Here is a 22,833-nt window from a genome sequence, read left to right on the forward strand (position 1 = left end):
AAGAACATACACGACTAGAAGGTTTAAGCAAATACCAAAACTATCTTAAAGACAAATATCATGATTATTATAAAACTCATATAATATTTCTTTCCAAATTCTCTTATACGGACGAACCTGTGGAAATGTTCATGTTTGACAATGAATCGAATCTATTACTATTATCTATGAGTGGCACCCCCCCAAAAACAATCGACAAAAGGAGTAGAATTTTCTAGAAACAAAGGAGGAGATTCTATAAATGACAATATCAAAGCACAGTGATAGCCAAATCATGTCTATCTTAAAGCAAGCGAGCGGTGGGATGCCTGTAGCGTCTATACTGAGAGAGCACAAAATACCATCAGCGACATTTTATAAATGGAGATCAAAGTATGGTGGTATGGCTTTACCGATGATTACTAAATTAAAGGAGTTAGAATCGGAAAATGCACGGCTTAAAAAGATGTATGCTGAGGAAAGGCTAAGAGCTGATATATTAAAGGAAGTACTTGAAAAAAAGTTAGGAAGCCATCTCAAAGGCGGGAGATGGCTAAAATAATATCTGGAGAAAAAGATATTTCTATAAGGAGTGCATGCAAGATCTTTGGTGTCAGCGAAACATGCTATAGATATAAAAGGAAGCTATCATCTGAGGATGATATTATAGCAGGCCAGCTAATGCGTTTAGTAGGTGATCAAAAGAACTGAGGCCTTGGCCTCTGCTTTTTATATTTACGTAATATCAAAGGTTTTGGTTGGAATCATAAACGTGTATACAGGATATATAAGGAGCTAGCCCTTAATATGAGAATAAAGCCTAAGAAGAGATTACTTAGAGCAAAGCCTAAAAAGCTTATAGTGTCTAAAACAATAAATGATTGCTGGTCCATGGATTTTATGCACGATAGTTTAGAGAATGGTAGGAAATATCGTTTATTTAATGTGATTGATGACTTTAATAGAGAGAGCCTTGGTACTGAGACTGATTTTTTATTGTCAGCAGGAAGAGTTATCAGGTCACTAGATCAAATTATAGAATGGCGAGGTAAGCCAAAATCTATACGTTGTGATAATGGACCTGAATATATCAGTAAATTATTGAGCAAGTGGGCAAAAGAAAAGAATATCAAGTTATTATTCATTCAGCCAGGCATGCCTCAGCAAAATGCATATATTGAAAGATATAATAGAACTGTAAGATATGATTGGTTAAATCAGTATTTATTTGTTAATATACAAGAAGCACAGGATCTTGCAACTCAATGGCTTTGGTCTTATAATAACGAAAGACTTAATATGGCTATTGGCGGTATAACACCAATACAAAAATTAGCTCTCGCAACTTAACTCTCTACTCTCTATTGCGATTAAAAATGGGAGGATTACCCATTGATTATCGATCAATTTAAAAAATAAATATCATATCTTTCTAAAATCTTATTAATTTTCTTATAAAAATATTTGATACTAATAATATGTATATACTCCTTTTAAAAGAAGTTTAAATAATTAGTAGGTTTATGGAAGATATTGATACTTGGCAGCAAAAATTTGAGGTTTATGATTATAGTAATAAATTAATTGATCGAATTAAATATTTGAATACTATAGTAGACTCGCCTATAGATATCACAGAAATTGAAAAAGGTCTTTATTATACCCGTAAATATCATGCTTCTCAAATGCGTCAATCAGGGGAGCCTTATTATTCTCACCCTATAGAAGTTGCAATCATGCTTGCAGATTTTACGGCTCTTGAGGCTCCTAAACTTTACAAATCGTATATGACAAATGTCGCCCTTCTTCATGATACTATAGAGGATACAATACTTACATACGCTGATATTAGCAAAATTTTTGATAAGAATATTGCCGGTAGCGTAGAACGTTTAACAAGAATTAAGCTGTACGGTAAAATTAGCTCCGGTGAAATGTTAAATTTACTAATACAGGAACAAAGATATGATAACGCACTTATTAAAGCGTTTGATCGCCTACATAATTTACAAACTATAAATGCTAAATCTACAGAAAAGGTTTTAGAAACAGTAAAAGAAACTATAGAAAGTTTCTTACTCATAGCAGCTTATTTAGAAATACGAACCGTAGAACAACAACTATTAAATGTTTGCACTAATTTTATCAAGCAACATTTCCCTTCAGAACAAAAAGAAATATTTCAAAAAGCCTGTTTACGAAATTTCTTTTTTAAACTTCAAAATAATACAAAATAAATTAAAGAGTATACAATACTACTTTAGAAAGAAAGTGTATATTAGCTAAAATGTAATAGTTGAGATTTAATCTTACATTTAGTAAAATTAAGATAATATTAAATGGAGGATTAGAGATGAATCTAAATCAAAAAATAATAAAGCCAAAAATAGGATTACTAGAATTAGCTAGGAGTCTTGGTAGTATATCGTCAGCATATAAAGCTATGGGTTACAGTAGAGACAGTTATTATAGGTTTAAAGAGTTATATGAAACAGGAGGAGAAGAAGCATTATATGAGATTAGTCGGAAGAAGCCAATTATAGCGAATAGAGTTGATCCTGCCGTAGAGAGAGCAGTATTAGATATGGCAATAGAATACCCCGCTTATGGTCAGCTGCGAGTATCAAATGAGCTTAAAAAGACTGGTATTCTTGTATCACCTGGAGGAGTTAGACCTATTTGGCTACGTAATGATTTAAATAATATCAATAAAAGACTTAAAGCATTAGAAGCCAAAATGGCTCAGGATGGTATTGTTCTTACCGAAGCTCAGTTACAAGTATTAGAGAAACGGCGTAGCGAGAAAGAAGCTCATGGTGAGATTGATACACAGCATCCAGGTTATCTAGGATGCCAAGACACATATTATGTAGGTAATTTTAAAGGCATAGGCAAGGTATATTCTCAAGTGTTTATTGATAGTTACACTCGGGTTGCAGAGGCTAAACTATATACTGATAAAACAGCACTTACCGCTGCTGACATGCTTAATGATAGAGTGTTACCATGGTATGAGAGTCAGCAAATACCAGTACTTCGTATTTTAACTGATAGAGGTGGTGAGTATAAAGGTAATATAGAACATCATGCTTTTGAATTGTTCTTAAGCATTGAGGGTATTGAGCATACTACTACTAAAGCATATTCTCCTCAAACAAATGGTATGTGTGAACGTTTTAATAAAACTATGAAACAAGAATTCTTTGATACTGCTATGCGTAAAAAGATCTATACTGATCTTGATGATCTACAACTAGATCTTGATATTTGGCTAGAATATTATAATAATGAAAGACCGCATTCCGGTAAATATTGCTATGGAAAAACACCTATGCAGACTTTTATGGATAGTAAAAAGTTAGCTGTTGAAAAGAATAACGAAATCTTATATCTTGAATACTCATCTGACAGTCATAACTTATCAGACATTCAGATATAATTTTTATAATGTCTGTAAGATTAAATCTTGACTTCTACATCTCTAATACTTGTAACTGAGCTTCGGTAAGAACAATACCATCCTGAGCCATTTTGGCTTCTAATGCTTTAAGTCTTTTATTGATATTATTTAAATCATTACGTAGCCAAATAGATCTAACTCCTCCAGGTGATACAAGAATACCAGTCTTTTTAAGCTCATTTGATACTCGCAGCTGACCATAAGCGGGGTATTCTATTGCCATATCTAATACTGCTCTCTCTACGGCAGGATCAACTCTATTCGCTATAATTGGCTTCTTCCGACTAATCTCATATAATGCTTCTTCTCCTCCTGTTTCATATAACTCTTTAAACCTATAATAACTGTCTCTACTGTAACCCATAGCTTTATATGCTGACGATATACTACCAAGACTCCTAGCTAATTCTAGTAATCCTATTTTTGGCTTTATTATTTTTTGATTTAGATTCATCTCTAATCCTCCATTTAATATTATCTTAATTTTACTAAATGTAAGATTAAATCTCAACTATTACAATTTATGATTCCAACCAAAACCTTTGATATTACGTAAATATAAAAAGCAGAGGCCAAGGCCTCAGTTCTTTTGATCACCTACTAAACGCATTAGCTGGCCTGCTATAATATCATCCTCAGATGATAGCTTCCTTTTATATCTATAGCATGTTTCGCTGACACCAAAGATCTTGCATGCACTCCTTATAGAAATATCTTTTTCTCCAGATATTATTTTAGCCATCTCCCGCCTTTGAGATGGCTTCCTAACTTTTTTTCAAGTACTTCCTTTAATATATCAGCTCTTAGCCTTTCCTCAGCATACATCTTTTTAAGCCGTGCATTTTCCGATTCTAACTCCTTTAATTTAGTAATCATCGGTAAAGCCATACCACCATACTTTGATCTCCATTTATAAAATGTCGCTGATGGTATTTTGTGCTCTCTCAGTATAGACGCTACAGGCATCCCACCGCTCGCTTGCTTTAAGATAGACATGATTTGGCTATCACTCTGCTTTGATATTGTCATTTATAGAATCTCCTCCTTTGTTTCTAGAAAATTCTACTCCTTTTGTCGATTGTTTTTGGGGGGGTTGCCAAAAGATTCTATGGATAGATTAATGAATTTATATATTAAGGGACAAATAAGCGAAGAGGAACACGAAGAAAAACGATTAGAATTGGAGCAGAAATGCAAAGAAATAACAAAAGAAATTGAAACGCGTGAAAAAGATGATGATAGCTTTACAAAAATGCTAGTTTCCTTGATATCGACAGCCTCAAGTGCCTATAAGATATTTAAAAGTTCCGGCGTGAGCGAAAAAAGACGTTTAATAAATTTAATATTTGGGAACTTAATATTGAAACCTGGAAAGCATGACTTTATGCTGCGTTCGCCGTTTGATACATTGGTGAATTTGCCTAAAACTGGCGAATGGTACCCGCGGCCGGACTTGAACCGGCAAGAGCTTACGCTCCACGAATTTTAAGTCCGTTATGTCTACCATTCCATCACGCGGGCAATTATAAATACAGAACTGTATTTTTCTAAGTGGACAGAATAATAAAAAAAATACAAAAAAGCAAGTACTTTTATCGTTAATATATTAGTCGGATATAAAAAAAATATTAAACCACTTTAAAATAGTTAGTTTACTCATTAATTTATTTAGATAATTAACTTAAATAGTGACAAAATAGTAATAATATGATAGATTAGTTTCAGAAAGTAATACTTTCTCTTGCATGTTATTGACATGTTTATTGACAAATGCCGCAAGGTAAGGTAGTTTTGCATAATGAATTTTTATCGACTCTTATATTTAAGTAAGATTTAAAGTAAAATTTAAGTTTTAGTTATTATAAGCGTGTGTTAAGTTCAAATAAGTAATTTCTATCTAATAAAGGTTTTTATGGCTACAAATATAGTAGGTAAAGTTAAGTGGTATAATTCTACGAAGAATTTTGGATTTATTGAACAGGAAAATGGCGGCAAAGATGTGTTTGTACACAAATCAGCCGTAGACGCGGCAGGTTTGCATAGCCTTGAAGAAGGACAAGATGTAATTTTTGATCTTGAAGAAAAGCAAGGAAAAACCTACGCTGTTAACCTCAGAATTAAATAAATATATTTATAATACCAAAAGCAGCTATCCAAAATTGTTTATAATTTAGGGTAGTCTAGTCATCTTTATCACAATAGTAAATATTTTGTTTTTGTCTTATAATAACCTATATAATTTTAAGTATAATAAATTATTTTTACTAAAGGGCATGAAAATGCCCTAAATCTAATAATATTATTCTGGCTTGAATAAGATTCTAAAAATAGTTTCATTATTCATTATCGTTTTATATATTTAGTTGGTTTGTAATCTAGCTTAAGCATATTTTTTGATTCAGGATAATTATATAAGTCGTTATTTTAATTTACTATAACTTATTTTTTATACAATAACCTGCATAACTTATCTTAGAGACTATCTGTAAATAAATTTTAATTAGTAATTAAAGAGTTTTTTTAGCGAAAAGTGATAAGATTTTTGAAGAAATAGTGATTCATATTTCAAAAAAATCTTATAATTTGCAGCCAAAAAGAATTAAATTATCAGTTAAAATTTATTTACAGCTAGGCTCAGGAAATAAGAGATCTCTACTCTACTCAAGCGTACTATAGTTAAGTATGTAAGGCTGAGAGAGCGTCTCATATATCTTTAAGAAATGGGTTATGTAATAGATCTAATCAATAATGTGCATATTTTGACTTAAAACTATATTGGATTACATAATGAAAAATTTTAATTTATCTGAAGAATTAATTATCGCTCTTGAGACAATGAATATCACTGAGCCGACTGAAATACAAAAGCAATCGATTCCGGTTGCAATGACGGGGTCGGACATACTCGCTTCTAGCCAAACAGGTTCAGGAAAAACTCTCGCTTATTTATTGCCGTTAATTGATTCATTTATTAAAAATAAAACTACTGCTTTAATTCTTGTTCCGACTAGAGAATTAGCAACGCAAATACACAGTACTTTAAATAAAGTAACTACATCCTATAAAATTAATAGTGCAGTTTTGATAGGCGGCGAACCGATGCCTAAACAATTTATGCAATTAAAAAGGAATCCGAAAGTGATTATCGGTACGCCTGGGCGTATTATCGATCACTTAAATAGAGGAAGTTTAAAAATTGATCGTATAGGCATAACCGTACTTGACGAAATGGATAGAATGCTTGATATGGGGATGAAAGAACAGTTAGAAAAAATCAATAAATTTTTACCGGAAAAAAGACAAGTTTTAATGTTTTCTGCTACTATGCCAAAACATATTATTGCTGTTTCTCAAAAATATCTAAACAATCCGATACGTATTACAGTAGGTGCTACTAATAAAGCAGCTGCAGAAATAAAACAGGAATCAATGCATGTTTCTGATAAAGAAAAATTTAGTGAATTAACTAAACAACTTGGTAATAGGGAAGGATCGGTAATTATTTTTGTGAAGACTAAACGCTCTGCTGATCAATTAGCTAAAATGTTAAAATATGAAAATCATAAAGCAGAAGCTATACATGGTGATTTAAGTCAGCGTCAACGTGAAAGAGTAATTTTATCATTTCGTAAGTCAAATCATAGAATAATGGTAGCAACTGATGTAGCGGCTCGTGGACTTGATATTCCTCATACACAGCATGTTATTAATTATGATTTACCTATGTGTCCTGAAGATTATTTACATAGAATAGGTAGAACGGGTAGAGCAGGGGGCACCGGCCATGCACTGTCTTTTATTTCTCCTGATGATGTTATTAGATGGCGTGCAATTGATCGTCTATTAAATAAAGGTGAATCTACACCACGCAGTGAGTTTAGGAGTGATAAAAATAATCGTAAAAGACCATTCGGTAAAAGAGCAGGCGTTGAGGGTAAAAAGTTTAATTCTTTTGATAATAATCATAAAAAAACTTTTGACGGTAACAATTACGGTAATAAAAGAAAGAAAGCCTCGTAGTTTAGATTTACGTCATTGCGAGCAGCCATAGGCTGTGCGGCAATCTCATGAAATAATAAAATCCTGAGATTGCTTTGTCAAAACTTACAGCTTTTCCTCGCAATGACGGAAAAACCGATCTATGCAACAACGCCAACGCTATGCGGGAATGAAATCAAATCATTTTATATGTAATAGTTGAGATTTAATCTTACATTTAGTAAAATTAAGATAATATTAAATGGAGGATTAGAGATGAATCTAAATCAAAAAATAATAAAGCCAAAAATAGGATTACTAGAATTAGCTAGGAGTCTTGGTAGTATATCGTCAGCATATAAAGCTATGGGTTACAGTAGAGACAGTTATTATAGGTTTAAAGAGTTATATGAAACAGGAGGAGAAGAAGCATTATATGAGATTAGTCGGAAGAAGCCAATTATAGCGAATAGAGTTGATCCTGCCGTAGAGAGAGCAGTATTAGATATGGCAATAGAATACCCCGCTTATGGTCAGCTGCGAGTATCAAATGAGCTTAAAAAGACTGGTATTCTTGTATCACCTGGAGGAGTTAGATCTATTTGGCTACGTAATGATTTAAATAATATCAATAAAAGACTTAAAGCATTAGAAGCCAAAATGGCTCAGGATGGTATTGTTCTTACCGAAGCTCAGTTACAAGTATTAGAGAAACGGCGTAGCGAGAAAGAAGCTCATGGTGAGATTGATACACAGCATCCAGGTTATCTAGGATGCCAAGACACATATTATGTAGGTAATTTTAAAGGCATAGGCAAGGTATATTCTCAAGTGTTTATTGATAGTTACACTCGGGTTGCAGAGGCTAAACTATATACTGATAAAACAGCACTTACCGCTGCTGACATGCTTAATGATAGAGTGTTACCATGGTATGAGAGTCAGCAAATACCAGTACTTCGTATTTTAACTGATAGAGGTGGTGAGTATAAAGGTAATATAGAACATCATGCTTTTGAATTGTTCTTAAGCATTGAGGGTATTGAGCATACTACTACTAAAGCATATTCTCCTCAAACAAATGGTATGTGTGAACGTTTTAATAAAACTATGAAACAAGAATTCTTTGATACTGCTATGCGTAAAAAGATCTATACTGATCTTGATGATCTACAACTAGATCTTGATATTTGGCTAGAATATTATAATAATGAAAGACCGCATTCCGGTAAATATTGCTATGGAAAAACACCTATGCAGACTTTTATGGATAGTAAAAAGTTAGCTGTTGAAAAGAATAACGAAATCTTATATCTTGAATACTCATCTGACAGTCATAACTTATCAGACATTCAGATATAATTTTTATAATGTCTGTAAGATTAAATCTTGACTTCTACATTTTTATATAAGGAGGATAAATTCATAAGTTTAAATTTTTCACGATTTCAATCTATATTTAATATTTTATTCATATTGATAATTTCTTTTCCAGGTGGTGTAATTTATTTACTTACCGGTTCAACTCTTTCTTTTTGGCTTCGAGAATCCGGTTTTGATAAAATCACTATCGGGCTTTTTAGTTTAGTTAATTTTATTCATATATTTAAATTTTTATGGGGTCCTTTACTAGAAAAAGTAAGTTTTGCTCCTTTAAGTAAGCAAGGATATAAATATTGTTTAATTATTACTTTGGTTAGCTGTATTTGTTGCGTATATGTTCTAACAAATTTTAACCCTAACACTCATTTTATATCTTTTGCTTTATGCTTAGTAGCTGCGGCATTTTTCTCTTCCATTTATGATATGTTGCTTCAATCATCACAGATGTTACTTATTATAAATAAAAATTGGGGCATAAGTGAGGCAGCTTGTACTACAGGCTTTAGGATAGGTATACTTATAGCAGGTTCAGGGGCGTTATATTTATCAACTATCATATCTTGGCAAGATGTTTATCGTTCTATAGCAATTTTATGTATGCCGTCATTACTATCAATTATAATCTATCCGCTTAAATTTACAGATAAAATAATTATTAATGGTTTTGATAGATTTTGGTATGCTTTTTATGACTTTATCAAGAAACCTAAATGGCTAATAATTGTTAGTTTTATGCTTCTATATCGTCTTCAAGATAATTTTCTTTCAATGATGCCGAATATGTTTTATCTCGATATCGGGTATACGAAGAAAGATTTAGCGCTTGGATATAAAGCTTTTGGTATGTGTGCTGCAATCCTTGGAGGTTTTATAGGCGGGTTTTTGTGCCGAAAATATGAATATTCTTATTTGCTTAAAAGAGCATTAATATATCATGCTTTATCTAGCCTATCTTTTTTATTTCTCTATTTTTATAATCGAGATATTACAAGTTTGTATATAGCGGTCTTTTTTCAAGAATTTACCAAAGGCTTAACTATGTCGCCGTTTTTTTCTTACCAATTAAGATGTTGTAGCTCTAAATATTGTATAACCCAAATTGCGTTAATTACTTCTATTGCTTATATTAGTACCATATTGTTTGGTAGTATTTCAGGCTATGCAGCTACTTATTTAGGTTGGGCTTATTTTTTCATCGTAGCAGGATTTTGTTTTATACCGGCTTATATATTAATTAGATATTTACCGACTTATGTCATTCCTAGCTAAAAGGGTTGTTGTTGTGTGGCTCGGCTCCATCATCCCGTGATTTATTCACGGGATCTAGTTAAAAATACTATATTATTAGTATTTTTAGTTGTTTTACTGGATACTGTAGATAAGCCACGGTATGACACTGAACGCGCTTTCCGAACCATACAACAACACCTAAATTAATCCGCTAATCCGGCTAGCTTTACTTCAGGAAATAATTCTTCTTCCAATTTTGATAGGCCGTGTATTAGTTCCGGACTAAATAGAGGTGCTAATTTGTTAGATAATGGAACTAAGTCTTCATCTGTAGTTATCTTTATAAATTCAATCCTTGCCTTAAATCGTGCCAATTCAAGTTCTTTAATACTAAGATGTGTGTTATTAAAATTTCCTTGATCGCATCGTGTATTATATAGCTATCTGGTCATGCCTCCATATTGCAGTTACGCCTATTAAAAAGCTATACGTTCAATAAGAGTACCAATAACCTTATCATGAATATCCAATGACTTGGAAAAGCAGATTGTCTTACGTGCAAGCCTCTTGCATCTCGTTCTAAGGTTCAAGTTACTTCGTTCTATCCGTTGAGTGTATTTTTTACTGATAATATGCTTTTTTTGTAGAAGTCAAGATTTAATCTTACAGACATTATAAAAATTATATCTGAATGTCTGATAAGTTATGACTGTCAGATGAGTATTCAAGATATAAGATTTCGTTATTCTTTTCAACAGCTAACTTTTTACTATCCATAAAAGTCTGCATAGGTGTTTTTCCATAGCAATATTTACCGGAATGCGGTCTTTCATTATTATAATATTCTAGCCAAATATCAAGATCTAGTTGTAGATCATCAAGATCAGTATAGATCTTTTTACGCATAGCAGTATCAAAGAATTCTTGTTTCATAGTTTTATTAAAACGTTCACACATACCATTTGTTTGAGGAGAATATGCTTTAGTAGTAGTATGCTCAATACCCTCAATGCTTAAGAACAATTCAAAAGCATGATGTTCTATATTACCTTTATACTCACCACCTCTATCAGTTAAAATACGAAGTACTGGTATTTGCTGACTCTCATACCATGGTAACACTCTATCATTAAGCATGTCAGCAGCGGTAAGTGCTGTTTTATCAGTATATAGTTTAGCCTCTGCAACCCGAGTGTAACTATCAATAAACACTTGAGAATATACCTTGTCTATGCCTTTAAAATTACCTACATAATATGTGTCTTGGCATCCTAGATAACCTGGATGCTGTGTATCAATCTCACCATGAGCTTCTTTCTCGCTACGCCGTTTCTCTAATACTTGTAACTGAGCTTCGGTAAGAACAATACCATCCTGAGCCATTTTGGCTTCTAATGCTTTAAGTCTTTTATTGATATTATTTAAATCATTACGTAGCCAAATAGATCTAACTCCTCCAGGTGATACAAGAATACCAGTCTTTTTAAGCTCATTTGATACTCGCAGCTGACCATAAGCTGTAATAGTTGAGATTTAATCTTACATTTAGTAAAATTAAGATAATATTAAATGGAGGATTAGAGATGAATCTAAATCAAAAAATAATAAAGCCAAAAATAGGATTACTAGAATTAGCTAGGAGTCTTGGTAGTATATCGTCAGCATATAAAGCTATGGGTTACAGTAGAGACAGTTATTATAGGTTTAAAGAGTTATATGAAACAGGAGGAGAAGAAGCATTATATGAGATTAGTCGGAAGAAGCCAATTATAGCGAATAGAGTTGATCCTGCCGTAGAGAGAGCAGTATTAGATATGGCAATAGAATACCCCGCTTATGGTCAGCTGCGAGTATCAAATGAGCTTAAAAAGACTGGTATTCTTGTATCACCTGGAGGAGTTAGATCTATTTGGCTACGTAATGATTTAAATAATATCAATAAAAGACTTAAAGCATTAGAAGCCAAAATGGCTCAGGATGGTATTGTTCTTACCGAAGCTCAGTTACAAGTATTAGAGAAACGGCGTAGCGAGAAAGAAGCTCATGGTGAGATTGATACACAGCATCCAGGTTATCTAGGATGCCAAGACACATATTATGTAGGTAATTTTAAAGGCATAGGCAAGGTATATTCTCAAGTGTTTATTGATAGTTACACTCGGGTTGCAGAGGCTAAACTATATACTGATAAAACAGCACTTACCGCTGCTGACATGCTTAATGATAGAGTGTTACCATGGTATGAGAGTCAGCAAATACCAGTACTTCGTATTTTAACTGATAGAGGTGGTGGGTATAAAGGTAATATAGAACATCATGCTTTTGAATTGTTCTTAAGCATTGAGGGTATTGAGCATACTACTACTAAAGCATATTCTCCTCAAACAAATGGTATGTGTGAACGTTTTAATAAAACTATGAAACAAGAATTCTTTGATACTGCTATGCGTAAAAAGATCTATACTGATCTTGATGATCTACAACTAGATCTTGATATTTGGCTAGAATATTATAATAATGAAAGACCGCATTCCGGTAAATATTGCTATGGAAAAACACCTATGCAGACTTTTATGGATAGTAAAAAGTTAGCTGTTGAAAAGAATAACGAAATCTTATATCTTGAATACTCATCTGACAGTCATAACTTATCAGACATTCAGATATAATTTTTATAATGTCTGTAAGATTAAATCTTGACTTCTACAGTCCACGGTATGACACCCTGCAGATTTTCCGAGCCATGCAACAACGCTCGTCAAGCGAACTAGGTGACATTGTCTAACATTTCGGCAATTCTCAAATAATCCTGAGGAGTAAGATTTTCAGCACGATAATTATCATTGATTTTCAACTGAGTTAATATTTCATGTATGTTAGGTACAAGATTTTTCAGTGATGATTTGATCATTTTCCGTCGTCCTGCAAAAGCAAGTTTTGTTATTTGCTCAACTTTATTTATCAGAGCAATAGACGGGGGATTTTCTAAAGGTATTAGTTTGACTATCGCAGAATATACTTTAGGAGGTGGATAGAAAGCAGTCGGTGCTACGTCAAAGCATTTTTTCACTTTAGTAATTAACTGACATATTACCGATAACCTGCCATATGCTTTAGTTGACGGCATAGCACAAATACGTTCTACTACTTCCTTTTGTAACATTAGCGTCATATTAGTAATTAACCGCGCTTCTTTCAGCCATCTAATTACTAACTCAGTACCTATATGATATGGTAAATTAGAGATTATAGTTATTTTATCATAACCTAAATCAGTTAAATTTATTTTAAGAGCATCTTGTTTTATAATATTTAGATTAGGATAATATTCTTTAATCTCATTAAGGAGTGGGATACATCTCTCATCTGTTTCTATAACAGTTAAGGATGCAGGATTTTTCTGCAATATTGACCTAGTTAATCCTCCGGTGCCGGGTCCTATTTCTAGCGCTCTGCTATTTTCTGCAAGGTTACTCGCACGTACAATTTTATCACATAGACTACTGTCAAAAATAAAATTTTGTCCGTGCTTTTTAATAGGATTAATTTGATGAGATGCTGCATGTTTTGCAATTGAAGGGAGCATGGATTTTAAAGGTGATTGTGTAGAGCAAGCATCGTCATCGCGAGGAAATACGAAGTATTGACGAAGCAATCTCAGGAGTTTGTATTATTTCATGAGATTGCCACGTCGCTTCGCTCCTCACAATGACGTTATTCTGATAACATTATTTTTATAACTGCTTTCTTACGCATATTTTCAAACATTTTTTGTGCTTTTTGTGAAATCTTTTTATTGGTTAGGAAGTTTACTACATAATTATTTTCATCTTCATTAACATTTAAGATTTTTTTGCTGCACACTAATATTATTTCAAATTTGTTATTTACTTCAAAAACATTGCTTGCTTTGTCCGAGCTTAAGTCCTTTACAATAGTTTGTTTTACGGCTTCTATCTTGCTAAGCTTATCGGTAATAATTTGCATAGTAGCAAAATTATCATAAAGTGATTTTTTAACGTCTGCACATTTTTTTAGTTGATTTTTCAAATTATTCATCTGTGTAAACGCTTTATTGCCAGCATCTTTAGATGTAAATACTTGCATTGAAATTTCTACGTCTTTTTGATCACTAGATAAAATTGCGACATCTATTTCTTTATTACTTACTTGTACCGATCTTGATAGACTTGATAAAATATTCATTTTAATCAACTCGGATTTAATTTGGGAAATAAAACTATCAGGATTAACCGATCTGCTTTTTAAATACTGAAGAAGAGAACCGTGGGGCATTTTATTACGATCTTCAATAGATTTAATAGCATTATCTATCTCTTCTTGCGGAATTTCTCTATCTCCGGCATATTGAAAAAGCAAAGATTCGTCAATTAAGCTCTTGATTGCTAAGTCACTTAGCTGCTTATCTTGAGCAGGCGTTAGACTTTCAACATTATTTAGTGCCATAATCATTTTTTTTCTAGCACGGAACTCATTAAGAGTAATAGGTTCATCATTTACGGATGCTACTATATTCGGCAACGAAGCTTGTGCTACATTAAAAGCAAAAAAAACAGTAATGATTATAAGTAGTAATTTATTCATATTTTTTCAGACTCACATAACGTAATAATTGGAATAGTTTTTATGTGGATAGCAACTCGTCATTGCGAGAAGAATTACGTAGTAATTCGACGAAGCAATCCAGTAAACATGCTGATTTACAGAATTTTTTTAATCTTTTTCTGGATTGCCACGTCGCTTCGCTCCTCGCAATGACGACTGGGAGTCCACGCAAGCAAGCCTTTCTCGCAAGGCGTTGTTGCGTGGAGATTAAAAAAAGTCAATATAGCGCTTAGAGTATAAAAATAATTAAATTTTATATAATTCTAAAAGCTATATTGAGCTTTCCCAAGGGCAATCATTTCATTTAATATATTTATCTGTAGAAGTCAAGATTTAATCTTACAGACATTATAAAAATTATATCTGAATGTCTGATAAGTTATGACTGTCAGATGAGTATTCAAGATATAAGATTTCGTTATTCTTTTCAACAGCTAACTTTTTACTATCCATAAAAGTCTGCATAGGTGTTTTTCCATAGCAATATTTACCGGAATGCGGTCTTTCATTATTATAATATTCTAGCCAAATATCAAGATCTAGTTGTAGATCATCAAGATCAGTATAGATCTTTTTACGCATAGCAGTATCAAAGAATTCTTGTTTCATAGTTTTATTAAAACGTTCACACATACCATTTGTTTGAGGAGAATATGCTTTAGTAGTAGTATGCTCAATACCCTCAATGCTTAAGAACAATTCAAAAGCATGATGTTCTATATTACCTTTATACTCACCACCTCTATCAGTTAAAATACGAAGTACTGGTATTTGCTGACTCTCATACCATGGTAACACTCTATCATTAAGCATGTCAGCAGCGGTAAGTGCTGTTTTATCAGTATATAGTTTAGCCTCTGCAACCCGAGTGTAACTATCAATAAACACTTGAGAATATACCTTGCCTATGCCTTTAAAATTACCTACATAATATGTGTCTTGGCATCCTAGATAACCTGGATGCTGTGTATCAATCTCACCATGAGCTTCTTTCTCGCTACGCCGTTTCTCTAATACTTGTAACTGAGCTTCGGTAAGAACAATACCATCCTGAGCCATTTTGGCTTCTAATGCTTTAAGTCTTTTATTGATATTATTTAAATCATTACGTAGCCAAATAGGTCTAACTCCTCCAGGTGATACAAGAATACCAGTCTTTTTAAGCTCATTTGATACTCGCAGCTGACCATAAGCGGGGTATTCTATTGCCATATCTAATACTGCTCTCTCTACGGCAGGATCAACTCTATTCGCTATAATTGGCTTCTTCCGACTAATCTCATATAATGCTTCTTCTCCTCCTGTTTCATATAACTCTTTAAACCTATAATAACTGTCTCTACTGTAACCCATAGCTTTACATGCTGACGATATACTACCAAGACTCCTAGCTAATTCTAGTAATCCTATTTTTGGCTTTATTATTTTTTGATTTAGATTCATCTCTAATCCTCCATTTAATATTATCTTAATTTTACTAAATGTAAGATTAAATCTCAACTATTACATATTTTACTCGTAACTTTAGCTTACTAGCGATTCTTGATGCATGGGCATAATCCGGTATTCTTAAATCCTTACCCGCAAATATTTTGCTAAACATTCCTTCTGCAAATCCGCTTGTTGCTCGCCATGGCAATCTTAATAACAGCTTAATTGTTAGCAAATATTCATACATCTTGCTATTATATCTTCTCGCTCCTCCTTGCCTCTGTTCCCCTCCATAATATAACTCTTTTAAATATTCTTCACAAAATGTGAAAATTATTGTTCCTCTTTTCTTTAAACTTCTGTTATATTCTTTCCAGTTGCAAACTTTTTGTAGCTTTGACATACACACTTGTGGTTAAGTTTTTTGTCGATTTACTACTTTTCTTAGTTCGCAGCTACTTTTTTTTATATCTACGCAACAAGGTCTTGCGGGAATGACGGCTATCCACACAAGCACAATGCTAAACTCACATATTTAGCACCTTTAAACCGATAGAAATAGTCGGCGAAGAGGCAGTCTTTGTGATTCCTCTGTTTCTATCGGCTAGATAATCGGAATAAATCTTTGCAGTAATTCTAACACAATCTTTAGCATATGTCACCCTAATAGTTCGAGTAAGTAAATTTGGAGAACGTCTAGAGAGGTCAATACGTGCACCAAAGCCTATAGTCCAATTTTCCGCTAGCTGATAATTTATGTCTCCATAAAATTGTCGTACTCTATTATTTGAAACCTTTATACTTTCTACGGAATAATATTTTTTAAGGTTTGTAAGCTGAATAAAACTACCTAGCAAGTTAATCTTATCATAGTTAAAATTTCCTCCCACCTCATCTCTAATAGGTCTGAAATATTTATCTTTCCGAAAGCTATAAAACACTTCTAAATTATTAGAAAGATTACCTAGAATCTGTCCTACATTTTCCGTATCATCCGCAGGCAAATCTATACTATATCTTGTATTACGTGACTGTCCTAAAAATAATTTTAAATAATTTTCTTCTTTAGCGATACTAGTATTTAAGCCGTAACTTAATCTATTACCGAAATCATGGCAATCAATACCGCTATAACGATTTGATAAAAAGATATTCTTTTCGGATAATTCATATTTAGCAGGATCAATTATAACAAATTTTTTATCTTTCTTAGATAGTTTACGTCCTATAGTAAAAGAAACTACCGGCTCAATAAGTAAATTTATCGTTTTTGTTGTATTACCTACTAACGGATAACGCCATAAGGTTTGCAATTCCGGTATATTCCTTTGAAATGATTTACTTTCTCTCGTCTTATCTAAATAAGCCCGTCTAGCAAGATAAAAATCACCTCTATCTTTTGCTACAAAATCAAAAATTTGCCCTGAAGAAGTAAGCACATTCTGCATAAAGGATAGTTGCAAAGAGGTTCTAGCGACTTGTTTCCCTATTCTTTCTTTGTACATTAACGTATTATTTTCAACAACGATATGGCTGTTTTCATTATCATTCAAATTTATCACGTTTTTTGTATTGATTTTCGGTAATACTAACGGGTCAGTATATTTACTATCATTACTACCTAAGCCTTGAAAACTTAATCCTTCCGCCGAAAAATAATCAGCTTCATGAATTTTGTTTAAGAATATTTTAGAAGTTAAATATGAAGCGTAGTTATTATAATAATTTTTTAAATAAGCTTTATCCGATGTACGCTCCACCCTGAAGCCGTAATCATAAACTTTATCGGTACTAATAAAATTACCGCTTGCTATATAATGATAAGAAGAAGCATTTTTATTTTTTACTATATTTCCGTCTTTTTTTAGAAAATACGGTAATTTACCGTAACTACCTTGAAAATTCATATTATCGGTATCATTCGGGCGATCACGTGCTTCTAGCTCATAAGTTTGATATTTACTAAAAATCCTTGGAGTGAGAGTAAAATCCATATTAGGTTTTGCACGTAGATATAGAGGTATACCAAACCCTTTATTTTTGACGTCAGGTACCAATAATCCGGAAGTTGCAGGGGCCGTAGGAGTCGGATGAAAAAAATACGGTAAGTAAAAAATCGGTACGCCGTATACTTCAAAAAACACGTTTTTATAAACTACTCTATGTTCTTCAGAGTAAATATAAGTATCCTTAGCAGCAATTTGCCAAATAGGGTTTCTATTACAAGTAACATCGCAAGGGGTAAATTCGGCATGGTGCAGCTTAAGATTATTTTCGTCTATTCTTTCGGCAAGTTTAGCAATTAAAAGATTATTATCACCGGAAAGTAAAATGAATTCCGATATAATCCCTTTCTTAAATTCGTCTTTTAAAACTACTTTATCACCCTCTATTATTCTGTTTTGTTTATCCTTAATTCGGATATTACCTTCTGCCCATAAAATATCATTTTTTATATCATAAAGTAAATTATCTGCCGTTAATAAATACTCATCCGTGATAATTCTTATATTACCTTTAGCATATATCAAATCCTGACTTTCGTTATACTCTACGAAGTCGGCTATCATATTACTAATTTTAATATTCTGACCATTCTTAGAAAGATCGGCAAAGCTTACCAAAGAAAATATTATGATAATAAGCAAGCATATTATTCGCAATAGCATTTATATTAATAAATATATTTTAATAGTAAAAAATAATAGCAAGCTATTAGTAATATATCAAATAATAAAAAATTTTGCTTGCTCTTTTGAGAGTAGCAAGGTTATTCTATTGAGGTAACGTCATTGCGAGGATATGCGTAGCATCGACGTGGCAATCTCGTCAAACTTCCTGAGATTGCTTCGTCGAAACTTATAGCTTCTCCTCGCAATGACGAATAATGCACTACTCTCAGCCCCAAAAAACCAAGAATAAAATGCTAGACAATTTCATTGCAAATCAAGCAACCAAAGAGTTTTCAGTTAGTGAGATTTCTAATAAAATCAAAGAATTATTAGAAAATAATTTTGGCTATATTAAGGTAAAAGGAGAAATTTCAGGTTTAAAAATAGCAAGCTCAGGTCATGCTTATTTTAACTTAAAAGAAAATACCGCTATTTTAGCTTGTACTTGCTGGCGTCCTATTCTTGCTAAAATCAAATTTCCTTTAAATGACGGTATGGAAGCGGTGATTAGCGGCAAGCTTTCAAGTTATGCAGGTAATTCACGCTATCAATTATCGGTAGATAATTTGCAGCCTGCAGGACTTGGCGCTATGTTGCAAATTCTAAATGAACGCAAAGCTCGTTTAGAAAAAGAGGGGCTATTTAATAAAATACGTATTCCTATACCCTTTTTACCTGATAAAATAGGCGTTATCACTTCAATAACCGGTGCTGTTATTAAAGATATTATTCATCGCATTCGCGAACGTTTTCCAACTCGGATAATAATATGGCCGGTTAGCGTACAAGGCGAAAATTCCGGCAATGAAATTGCTGAAGCAATTGAAGGATTTAACAATTTAGAAGAGATAAATAAACCAAGTGTTATAATTGTTGCTAGAGGCGGCGGTTCTATAGAAGATCTTTGGTCATTTAACGATGAGATATTAGTACGTGCCGCTTATAATTCAAAAATTCCTATTATTTCCGCAGTAGGTCATGAAGTGGATTATACTTTAATAGATTTAGCAGCCGATAAAAGAGCTCCAACACCGACTGCTGCCGCAGAATTTGCTGTACCGGTACGGTCTGTTTTCAATAATACTCTACAATCTTATGAAAAAATATTATTGAATAATACTAGCGGGTTAATTAAATATCACGAACAAAATATAATAAATTACGATAAAATACACAGATATCTCTCGCACTATATGAATAATAAGCAACAATTACTGGACGAAACCGGTTTTAATTTGCTAGATGCTTTACCGTGCTTTATTGAACTACAAGAAACAAAGATTAAATCTTTTTCTAAAGAAAGAGTTAACCCTGCTAAAATACTCAATTACAAAACATTAGAATTAACACATCAAACAGCTTATCTATCAAAATCGGCAAATAATACTTTGAAAAATTTTGAGTATAAATTAGAATTAAATAGTACGTTACTTGCAAGCCTTGATTATAATAACGTATTAAAACGAGGTTTTGCTATAGTTAAAGGAGAAACGGGTAATTTTTTATCTTCTAAAATTACTGCTGTAGATGAAAAAATTTTTAATATTAGATTTTCTGACGGCGAAATTAAGGTAGTTCGTAATACCGTCATTGCGAGCGACTAAAAGGAGCGTGGCAATCTCAGGAATTAGTATTACCTCATGAGATTGCTGCGTCGCTTCGCTCCTCGCAATGACGATAAAGTATTGCCGCGGGATGACACGTTAATTTAAAAAAATACAAACCATGAAAACTTTAAAGCTTTTTATTTTTATACTTCTCGTTCCTAAAAATTTTTATGCTTTGAGCATAGGTGCAAACGAACAACAAGCAATTTTAGAATACGAGGAGACAGCCGATAAAAAACTTTGATAAATGCCGGTATATAAATGAGCCTTACCAATACTTAATTGCTACTTCAAACGGTCATACTACCGTTTCTGGTATGGATATAGAATTAATTAACGCTGTTGCTGCAAAAATAGGTATCAATATTAAGTATAATCAAGATAGCTGGTATCAGGATCAATTAGATATTCAAAGCGGAAATACCGACATGGCAGCAGGAGCTACTTATACTACTGAGAGAAGTAACTATGCTTATTTTCAAAGCCTTATCGTCTTGAAGAATTATCATTATTTATTATTGAACCGCTTGCCAAAAAGTTAAATTTCCAAAATGTTAATGAACTAGCAGCACAAATACGTCTATTTAATCTTCAGTTAAGAATAGTGAAAGGTACTGTATACGGAGAACCTAAATTTACGGAGTTTTTATATAATGAGAAAAATCAAGATATAATTAGAATATATCAAAATAATATGGAATTGATAAACGGAATAATCAAGAAAGAAATTGATGGTTTCATTAGTGATCGAATTGTCGGTGCCGTTAATATTTTAGGAAGAACAATGGACAGGAATATATTAGAAGTTCCCTTAAATATTAAAACTCCCCTACATTTAATGTTTAGCAAAAAAACCGTATCTTTAAATATAGTTGAACAATTTAATTTTGCGATAGATGATTTTCTTGCAAGTAACAAGTATAAAAAAATTATTAAGACATATATATCATATTCTATTGCCTAAATCTATAGATTCTCGTTGGTGCCATGTTATAGGTTTACTTGGTTGCCTTGCTTTTGCTTTTTCGGGAATTATTTTGAGTAGCAGAAAAAATAGTACTTTATTCGGTACATTTTTATTTGCGGTATTACCATCTGTTAGGAGCTGTATAATGTTAGATTTAATAGTAAACCATGATACCGGACATTTAAACTTCTACTTTACTCCTTCTTATTTCTATTACATATTTGTAGTAGTTTTACTCGGTTTTACAATTATTAAATTATTCAGCTATTATAATAAGCAGATTGCTGAAGATAATTATTTAGAACAATCATTAAATAATATAGTAGCAATTTGCGATTCATTCGGACAAGCAACTTTTATAATTATAGGAGTTACAATGGTTATTATTCACAAAATTGAGCCTCTAAGTTTTTGGGGACCGTTTTTTGCTTTCATTACGGCTAATTGTGGTGCAATATTACGAGATTTTATTATGAAAGAAAATTCAATTAAGAAGGTACCAAGAGGCGTTAATATTGAAATCACTATATTATGGGGTATAGCTTTTAGCGTATTATTAGATATGTATGGTAGTAATCCAAATTATCATACAATAAAATATTCAATGATTATAGTAATTTCCGGAGCATTTATTACTAGTCTCTTAGTCTATCATTTTGGTTTTCTTGAGTGGCGATTCCGTAATGAAAAATTAGAAGACATAGAAAAACAAACATGAAGATAGCTACTTGGAATATTAATTCCATAAAAACAAGACTTAATTTATTGCATAATTTTTTATCTAAAGAAAATCCGGATATTTTATTATTGCAAGAAATAAAATGCGAAACCGAAAAATTTCCTTTTGATGAATTATCCGATCTACCTTATAATTTTTATGTTCACGGGCAAAAATCATATAACGGTGTTGCTATAATTTCAAAATTTCCTGCCGATGAAATGATTAAGGATTTTTCGAATAATTACTGCAGTGATCAAGCAAGATTCTTAGAAATAAAATTATCATTACCTATAGGGTTTTGTAATATAATCTCTCTCTATGCTCCTAACGGTTCATTTGTCGGTAGCGATAAATTTGTAGCAAAGCTAGCATTTTATGATAATTTTATTAATTATCTATCAACTAAAAAATCTTTTGACGAACAAACTATCATAGGCGGTGATTTCAATATTGCGCCGTTCGATATAGACGTATATTCACCTAAAGCTCTTGCTGAAACTACTTGTTTTACTGAAATTGAACAAAAAAAACTACGTACTATTCTAAATTCCGGATTTGAGGATTTATATAGATTGATACATCCGAGTAAACAAGAATTTTCATGGTGGGATTATAGAGCCGGATGTTTTGAACAAAATAAAGGTATGCGAATTGATATGATTCTTGGTTGTAATAATACTATTGACTATTTAGAAAATTGCTATATGGATTATAATTTAAGGACTCAAGAAAAACCTTCGGATCATATACCGGTAATTGCAAGTTTTAAGGGGTAGTCA

19 protein-coding genes, 1 tRNA gene and 6 pseudogenes are annotated in these 22,833 nt (G+C 32.5%); 15 read left to right on the top strand and 11 right to left on the bottom strand.

All coding sequences use genetic code 11. The features are described 5' to 3' along the window. The first annotated feature begins 241 nt into the window (after positions 1-241). From AC0ODJ_RS08105 to AC0ODJ_RS08115, 3 genes and pseudogenes are all read left to right on the top strand, one after another. Positions 242-1,329: pseudogene (locus tag AC0ODJ_RS08105) on the top strand (IS3 family transposase). Positions 1,330-1,502: 173 nt separating this feature from the next. Continuing rightward, complete coding sequence (locus AC0ODJ_RS08110) at positions 1,503-2,216, top strand: HD domain-containing protein (RefSeq protein WP_218460320.1); 714 nt, start codon at positions 1,503-1,505, stop codon at positions 2,214-2,216. Between the two features lie 116 nt (positions 2,217-2,332). After that, complete coding sequence (locus AC0ODJ_RS08115; RefSeq protein WP_474465598.1) at positions 2,333-3,418, top strand: IS481 family transposase; 1,086 nt, start codon at positions 2,333-2,335, stop codon at positions 3,416-3,418. A 40-nt stretch (positions 3,419-3,458) separates the two neighbouring features. Here AC0ODJ_RS08115 and AC0ODJ_RS08120 read toward each other — a convergent pair. The 3 genes and pseudogenes from AC0ODJ_RS08120 to AC0ODJ_RS08130 all read right to left on the bottom strand — a co-directional run. Next, positions 3,459-3,893 (bottom strand): annotated as a pseudogene (locus tag AC0ODJ_RS08120) (helix-turn-helix domain-containing protein); the annotation flags it as partial. Positions 3,894-3,959: 66 nt separating this feature from the next. After that, positions 3,960-4,468 (bottom strand): annotated as a pseudogene (locus AC0ODJ_RS08125) (transposase); the annotation flags it as partial. A gap of 406 nt (positions 4,469-4,874) precedes the next feature. Then, a tRNA-Leu gene (locus AC0ODJ_RS08130) sits at positions 4,875-4,960 on the bottom strand. Positions 4,961-5,351: 391 nt separating this feature from the next. Here AC0ODJ_RS08130 and AC0ODJ_RS08135 point away from each other — a divergent pair. The 4 genes from AC0ODJ_RS08135 to AC0ODJ_RS08150 all read left to right on the top strand — a co-directional run bounded on the left by AC0ODJ_RS08135 (position 5,352) and on the right by AC0ODJ_RS08150 (position 10,069). Beyond that, a complete protein-coding gene (locus AC0ODJ_RS08135) occupies positions 5,352-5,564 on the top strand; it encodes a cold-shock protein (RefSeq protein ID WP_218460298.1) in 213 nt (70 codons plus the stop codon). 662 nt (positions 5,565-6,226) lie between these two features. After that, complete coding sequence (locus AC0ODJ_RS08140) at positions 6,227-7,459, top strand: DEAD/DEAH box helicase (protein WP_218460297.1); 1,233 nt, start codon at positions 6,227-6,229, stop codon at positions 7,457-7,459. 234 nt (positions 7,460-7,693) lie between these two features. Further along, complete coding sequence (locus AC0ODJ_RS08145; RefSeq protein ID WP_121834048.1) at positions 7,694-8,779, top strand: IS481 family transposase; 1,086 nt, start codon at positions 7,694-7,696, stop codon at positions 8,777-8,779. A 63-nt stretch (positions 8,780-8,842) separates the two neighbouring features. Continuing rightward, positions 8,843-10,069 carry an MFS transporter gene (locus AC0ODJ_RS08150; protein WP_474466017.1) on the top strand — a complete coding sequence of 409 codons (1,227 nt, stop codon included), beginning with the start codon at positions 8,843-8,845 and terminating at the stop codon, positions 10,067-10,069. A gap of 164 nt (positions 10,070-10,233) precedes the next feature. Here the strand turns inward: AC0ODJ_RS08150 and AC0ODJ_RS08155 are convergent, their stop codons facing one another. From AC0ODJ_RS08155 to AC0ODJ_RS08165, 3 genes and pseudogenes are all read right to left on the bottom strand, one after another. Further along, positions 10,234-10,404 (bottom strand): hypothetical protein, encoded by a 171-nt coding sequence (locus AC0ODJ_RS08155; RefSeq protein ID WP_218460275.1) that lies wholly within the window; start codon positions 10,402-10,404, stop codon positions 10,234-10,236. 102 nt (positions 10,405-10,506) lie between these two features. Further along, positions 10,507-10,680: pseudogene (locus AC0ODJ_RS08160) on the bottom strand (IS1 family transposase); the annotation flags it as partial. 31 nt (positions 10,681-10,711) lie between these two features. Then, positions 10,712-11,548: pseudogene (locus tag AC0ODJ_RS08165) on the bottom strand (integrase core domain-containing protein); the annotation flags it as partial. A 65-nt stretch (positions 11,549-11,613) separates the two neighbouring features. Here AC0ODJ_RS08165 and AC0ODJ_RS08170 point away from each other — a divergent pair. Then, the gene (locus AC0ODJ_RS08170) at positions 11,614-12,699 is read left to right on the top strand and encodes an IS481 family transposase (RefSeq protein WP_474465612.1); all 1,086 of its coding nucleotides are present in this window, start codon (positions 11,614-11,616) and stop codon (positions 12,697-12,699) included. A 98-nt stretch (positions 12,700-12,797) separates the two neighbouring features. Here the strand turns inward: AC0ODJ_RS08170 and rsmA are convergent, their stop codons facing one another. From rsmA to AC0ODJ_RS08195, 5 genes are all read right to left on the bottom strand, one after another. Further along, the gene (gene rsmA, locus AC0ODJ_RS08175; protein ID WP_218460536.1) at positions 12,798-13,616 is read right to left on the bottom strand and encodes a 16S rRNA (adenine(1518)-N(6)/adenine(1519)-N(6))-dimethyltransferase RsmA; all 819 of its coding nucleotides are present in this window, start codon (positions 13,614-13,616) and stop codon (positions 12,798-12,800) included. A 128-nt stretch (positions 13,617-13,744) separates the two neighbouring features. Next, positions 13,745-14,635 (bottom strand): SurA N-terminal domain-containing protein, encoded by an 891-nt coding sequence (locus AC0ODJ_RS08180; RefSeq protein WP_474465940.1) that lies wholly within the window; start codon positions 14,633-14,635, stop codon positions 13,745-13,747. A 378-nt stretch (positions 14,636-15,013) separates the two neighbouring features. Next, a complete protein-coding gene (locus AC0ODJ_RS08185) occupies positions 15,014-16,099 on the bottom strand; it encodes an IS481 family transposase (RefSeq protein WP_474465632.1) in 1,086 nt (361 codons plus the stop codon). 46 nt (positions 16,100-16,145) lie between these two features. After that, positions 16,146-16,490 carry a transposase gene (locus tag AC0ODJ_RS08190; RefSeq protein ID WP_474465942.1) on the bottom strand — a complete coding sequence of 115 codons (345 nt, stop codon included), beginning with the start codon at positions 16,488-16,490 and terminating at the stop codon, positions 16,146-16,148. A gap of 124 nt (positions 16,491-16,614) precedes the next feature. After that, a complete protein-coding gene (locus tag AC0ODJ_RS08195) occupies positions 16,615-18,756 on the bottom strand; it encodes an LPS-assembly protein LptD (protein WP_474465945.1) in 2,142 nt (713 codons plus the stop codon). Between AC0ODJ_RS08195 and AC0ODJ_RS08200 the strand changes: the two are divergent. The 7 genes and pseudogenes from AC0ODJ_RS08200 (at position 18,722) to xth (ending at position 22,830) form a co-directional block, all read left to right on the top strand. After that, positions 18,722-18,929 (top strand): annotated as a pseudogene (locus tag AC0ODJ_RS08200) (hypothetical protein). The gene AC0ODJ_RS08195 and the pseudogene AC0ODJ_RS08200 overlap by 35 nt on opposite strands. An 81-nt stretch (positions 18,930-19,010) precedes the next feature. Beyond that, entirely contained in the window at positions 19,011-20,363 is a 1,353-nt protein-coding gene (gene xseA, locus AC0ODJ_RS08205) for an exodeoxyribonuclease VII large subunit (protein WP_474465948.1), read from the top strand. 121 nt (positions 20,364-20,484) lie between these two features. Next, complete coding sequence (locus AC0ODJ_RS08210; RefSeq protein WP_474465950.1) at positions 20,485-20,610, top strand: hypothetical protein; 126 nt, start codon at positions 20,485-20,487, stop codon at positions 20,608-20,610. A gap of 73 nt (positions 20,611-20,683) precedes the next feature. Further along, positions 20,684-20,908 carry a transporter substrate-binding domain-containing protein gene (locus AC0ODJ_RS08215; RefSeq protein WP_474465952.1) on the top strand — a complete coding sequence of 75 codons (225 nt, stop codon included), beginning with the start codon at positions 20,684-20,686 and terminating at the stop codon, positions 20,906-20,908. A gap of 62 nt (positions 20,909-20,970) precedes the next feature. Continuing rightward, the gene (locus tag AC0ODJ_RS08220; RefSeq protein WP_474465954.1) at positions 20,971-21,330 is read left to right on the top strand and encodes a hypothetical protein; all 360 of its coding nucleotides are present in this window, start codon (positions 20,971-20,973) and stop codon (positions 21,328-21,330) included. Next, a complete protein-coding gene (locus AC0ODJ_RS08225; protein WP_474465956.1) occupies positions 21,323-22,051 on the top strand; it encodes a trimeric intracellular cation channel family protein in 729 nt (242 codons plus the stop codon). Before AC0ODJ_RS08220 ends, AC0ODJ_RS08225 begins: the two co-directional genes overlap by 8 nt. Then, a complete protein-coding gene (gene xth, locus AC0ODJ_RS08230) occupies positions 22,048-22,830 on the top strand; it encodes an exodeoxyribonuclease III (RefSeq protein WP_218460727.1) in 783 nt (260 codons plus the stop codon). Before AC0ODJ_RS08225 ends, xth begins: the two co-directional genes overlap by 4 nt. Positions 22,831-22,833: the final 3 nt, after the last annotated feature.

The organism is Rickettsia senegalensis, from assembly GCF_056135685.1.

Bases quoted from the DNA above. Each gene is read 5' to 3' on its own strand.
- AC0ODJ_RS08140 (WP_218460297.1), top strand. From the start codon at position 6,227: ATGAAAAATTTTAATTTATCTGAAGAATTAATTATCGCTCTTGAGACA.
- AC0ODJ_RS08115 (WP_474465598.1), top strand. From the start codon at position 2,333: ATGAATCTAAATCAAAAAATAATAAAGCCAAAAATAGGATTACTAGAA.
- xth (WP_218460727.1), top strand. From the start codon at position 22,048: ATGAAGATAGCTACTTGGAATATTAATTCCATAAAAACAAGACTTAAT.
- AC0ODJ_RS08170 (WP_474465612.1), top strand. From the start codon at position 11,614: ATGAATCTAAATCAAAAAATAATAAAGCCAAAAATAGGATTACTAGAA.
- AC0ODJ_RS08180 (WP_474465940.1), bottom strand. From the start codon at position 14,635: ATGAATAAATTACTACTTATAATCATTACTGTTTTTTTTGCTTTTAAT.
- AC0ODJ_RS08210 (WP_474465950.1), top strand. From the start codon at position 20,485: ATGAAAACTTTAAAGCTTTTTATTTTTATACTTCTCGTTCCTAAAAAT.
- AC0ODJ_RS08195 (WP_474465945.1), bottom strand. From the start codon at position 18,756: ATGCTATTGCGAATAATATGCTTGCTTATTATCATAATATTTTCTTTG.
- AC0ODJ_RS08185 (WP_474465632.1), bottom strand. From the start codon at position 16,099: ATGAATCTAAATCAAAAAATAATAAAGCCAAAAATAGGATTACTAGAA.
- AC0ODJ_RS08110 (WP_218460320.1), top strand. From the start codon at position 1,503: ATGGAAGATATTGATACTTGGCAGCAAAAATTTGAGGTTTATGATTAT.
- AC0ODJ_RS08215 (WP_474465952.1), top strand. From the start codon at position 20,684: ATGGATATAGAATTAATTAACGCTGTTGCTGCAAAAATAGGTATCAAT.
- AC0ODJ_RS08145 (WP_121834048.1), top strand. From the start codon at position 7,694: ATGAATCTAAATCAAAAAATAATAAAGCCAAAAATAGGATTACTAGAA.
- AC0ODJ_RS08135 (WP_218460298.1), top strand. From the start codon at position 5,352: ATGGCTACAAATATAGTAGGTAAAGTTAAGTGGTATAATTCTACGAAG.
- rsmA (WP_218460536.1), bottom strand. From the start codon at position 13,616: ATGCTCCCTTCAATTGCAAAACATGCAGCATCTCATCAAATTAATCCT.
- xseA (WP_474465948.1), top strand. From the start codon at position 19,011: ATGCTAGACAATTTCATTGCAAATCAAGCAACCAAAGAGTTTTCAGTT.
- AC0ODJ_RS08190 (WP_474465942.1), bottom strand. From the start codon at position 16,490: ATGTCAAAGCTACAAAAAGTTTGCAACTGGAAAGAATATAACAGAAGT.